Below are 2,290 nucleotides of genomic sequence, written 5' to 3'. Positions count from 1 at the left end.
CGACGGCTTCCGCGTCGCCACCTGGGCCCCTGAGCCCGGCATGGGCGCGCCCCTGGCCGCCGGCCACGAGACCGGCGTCATGAACTACGACCGCTATTGCGGCCTGACCTCGGCCACCACCGCCATCGACATGGGTAATCTGGTCGACGCCCTCGCCGCCCTGATCGCCAATCCCGCCGTCCGTCGCACCCTGGGCGACGCCGGCCGTCGGCGGGCCCGCGAACTGTTCGACTGGCCTGTGGTCTACCGCCAGTACCAGGCGCTCTGGACCGACCTCAACGCGCGCCGCGCCACCGTCCAGGCGGACCCGGTCGGGCGCGCCCGACTGGCCGCCGCTCCGTCCACGCTGTCTGCCAACCTCGATCCCTTTGACGTCTTCGGCCATTACCCGACCCGCCAGATCGGCCCCGCGACGGTTGTCAGCCTCGCCCCGGGCGCAACCCGCGACCAGCTCACGGCCTGCCTGGACCATCCCCTGTTTGGCGGCGTCCCAAGCCCCAAAGACCTGACCCTGCGCGCCTTCGCCGCCGTCGAGGCCGGCGACGCGACCCCCGCCATCATCGCCATCCGCCTGAACTACCCCGTCTCTGCCATCGGCCGCACGATAGGCCAGTTGGCCAAGATGGGCATGGTGCGGCTGGGGTAGGCTGACATCGGATCAATCGCGATCCTTAATTCCTCATTTAAGATGATTTATATCCGATAACCGATATAATTCATCATATTTGCATAATTACACCATCATATTGATTTTTCCGAATTCATCAAATATAGTGATTTAACGGATGTATAGACCCATTATTCTTCACAATTGATGCTTTATGAAATTCATCAACACCCTCACAGATGAAGCCGCCCAAGCCGAGCTTGGCGCCCGCGCCGCCCGCGCCCGGCTGGAGCGTGGATGGACACAGGCCCAGCTCGCCAAGGCCGCGGGCGTCTCCAAGGCCACGGTTGAGCGCCTGGAAAGCGGCGCCTCGACACAACTCCACAATCTGCTGCGATGTCTGCGCGCGCTGGACAAGCTCGAGAACCTCGAGAGCCTGTTGCCGGAAAGCACGCCCGGTCCCATCGACCTGCTGTCGCGGCGCGGCAAGGTGCGTCAGCGCGCCCGGTCCAGAAAGACACCGACACCCCCGCCCGCCCCCTGGTCCTGGGGTGAGACCCCGTGACGACGCTCGCAGAAGTCCGGCTGTGGGGCCGCCGGATTGGCGCCGTCTCGCTGCTGGACGGGGAAAGCATCGCCGCTTTCCAGTACGACCCCGATTTCCTCTCCAGCGGCATCCAGGTCGCGCCGCTGAGGATGCCCCTGGGACCCCAGGTGTTCCGCTTTCCGGCCCTCAATCCCCAAAGCTTCCACGGCCTGCCCGGCCTCCTGGCCGACGCCCTGCCCGACCGCTACGGCAACGCCCTGATCGATGCCTGGCTGGCCGGCCAGGGCCGCACGCCCGACAGTTTCAACGCCGTGGAACGGCTCTGCTACACCGGCGCCCGCGGCATGGGCGCGCTGGAATTCCTGCCGGCCCTGGGCCCGCGCCCACGCACCTCCAGCCCGGTCCAGATCGAGGCGCTGGTCGCCCTGGCCTCGGACGTCCTCAGTCGCCGCCATGACCTGCAGGCCTCGTTCGGCCGCCCTGACCGGGCCCGCGCGCTGCGGGACATTTTGCGGGTCGGCACCTCGGCGGGCGGCGCGCGCGCCAAGGCCGTGATCGCCTGGAATCCCCACACCAACGAGGTCCGCTCCGGCCAGGTCAACGCAGGCCCGGGGTTCGAACACTGGCTGCTCAAGTTTGACGGCGTTGAGGGCAACCGCGACCGCGAGCTCACCGACCCCAAGGGTTACAGCGCCGTCGAGTTCGCCTATTCCCAGATGGCGCGGGCCGCCGGCATTCAGACGCCGCCCACTCGCCTCATGGAGGAAGGCGGCCGCCGCCACTTCATGACCCGCCGCTTCGACCGCCTGCCCGGCGGCGAAAAACGGCACATGCAGTCCCTGGCCGCGCTGGTCCACGCCGATTTCAACCTCGCCGGCGGCTACGCCTATGAGCAGGCGATCCTGGTCATGCGCCGGCTGGGGCTGCCGATGTCGGACCTAGAGGAACAGTTCCGGCGAATGGCCTTCAACATCGTCGCCCGCAACCAGGACGACCACGTCAAGAACATCGCCTTCCTGATGGACAAGGCCGGCGCCTGGTCCCTTTCCCCCGCCTACGACATCACCTGGTCCTACAACCCGGGCGGCGACTGGACCTCGCGCCATCAGATGTCGATGAACGGCAAGCGCGACACC

Annotated in this window: 3 protein-coding genes; all 3 read left to right on the top strand. The window is 67.0% G+C overall.

Annotated elements, in window-relative coordinates:
- Window positions 1-646, top strand: a 646-nt coding sequence (locus RMO97_RS05090) for a hypothetical protein (RefSeq protein WP_409035289.1), incomplete at its 5' end; no start/stop codon positions are given.
- Between the two features lie 175 nt (window positions 647-821).
- A complete protein-coding gene (locus tag RMO97_RS05085) occupies window positions 822-1,172 on the top strand; it encodes a helix-turn-helix transcriptional regulator (protein ID WP_310539453.1) in 351 nt (116 codons plus the stop codon).
- On the top strand, window positions 1,169-2,290 hold a 1,122-nt coding region (locus tag RMO97_RS05080; protein WP_310539452.1), incomplete at its 3' end, for a HipA domain-containing protein. The genes RMO97_RS05085 and RMO97_RS05080, both read left to right, overlap by 4 nt.

Origin of the sequence: Phenylobacterium sp. (genome assembly GCF_031425575.1) — a bacterium.
In the GTDB taxonomy this organism is placed as follows: Bacteria; Pseudomonadota; Alphaproteobacteria; order Caulobacterales; family Caulobacteraceae; genus Phenylobacterium.
The sequence above is the reverse complement of the archived record's forward strand: the minus strand, read 5'-3'. Positions and strand labels throughout refer to the sequence as shown.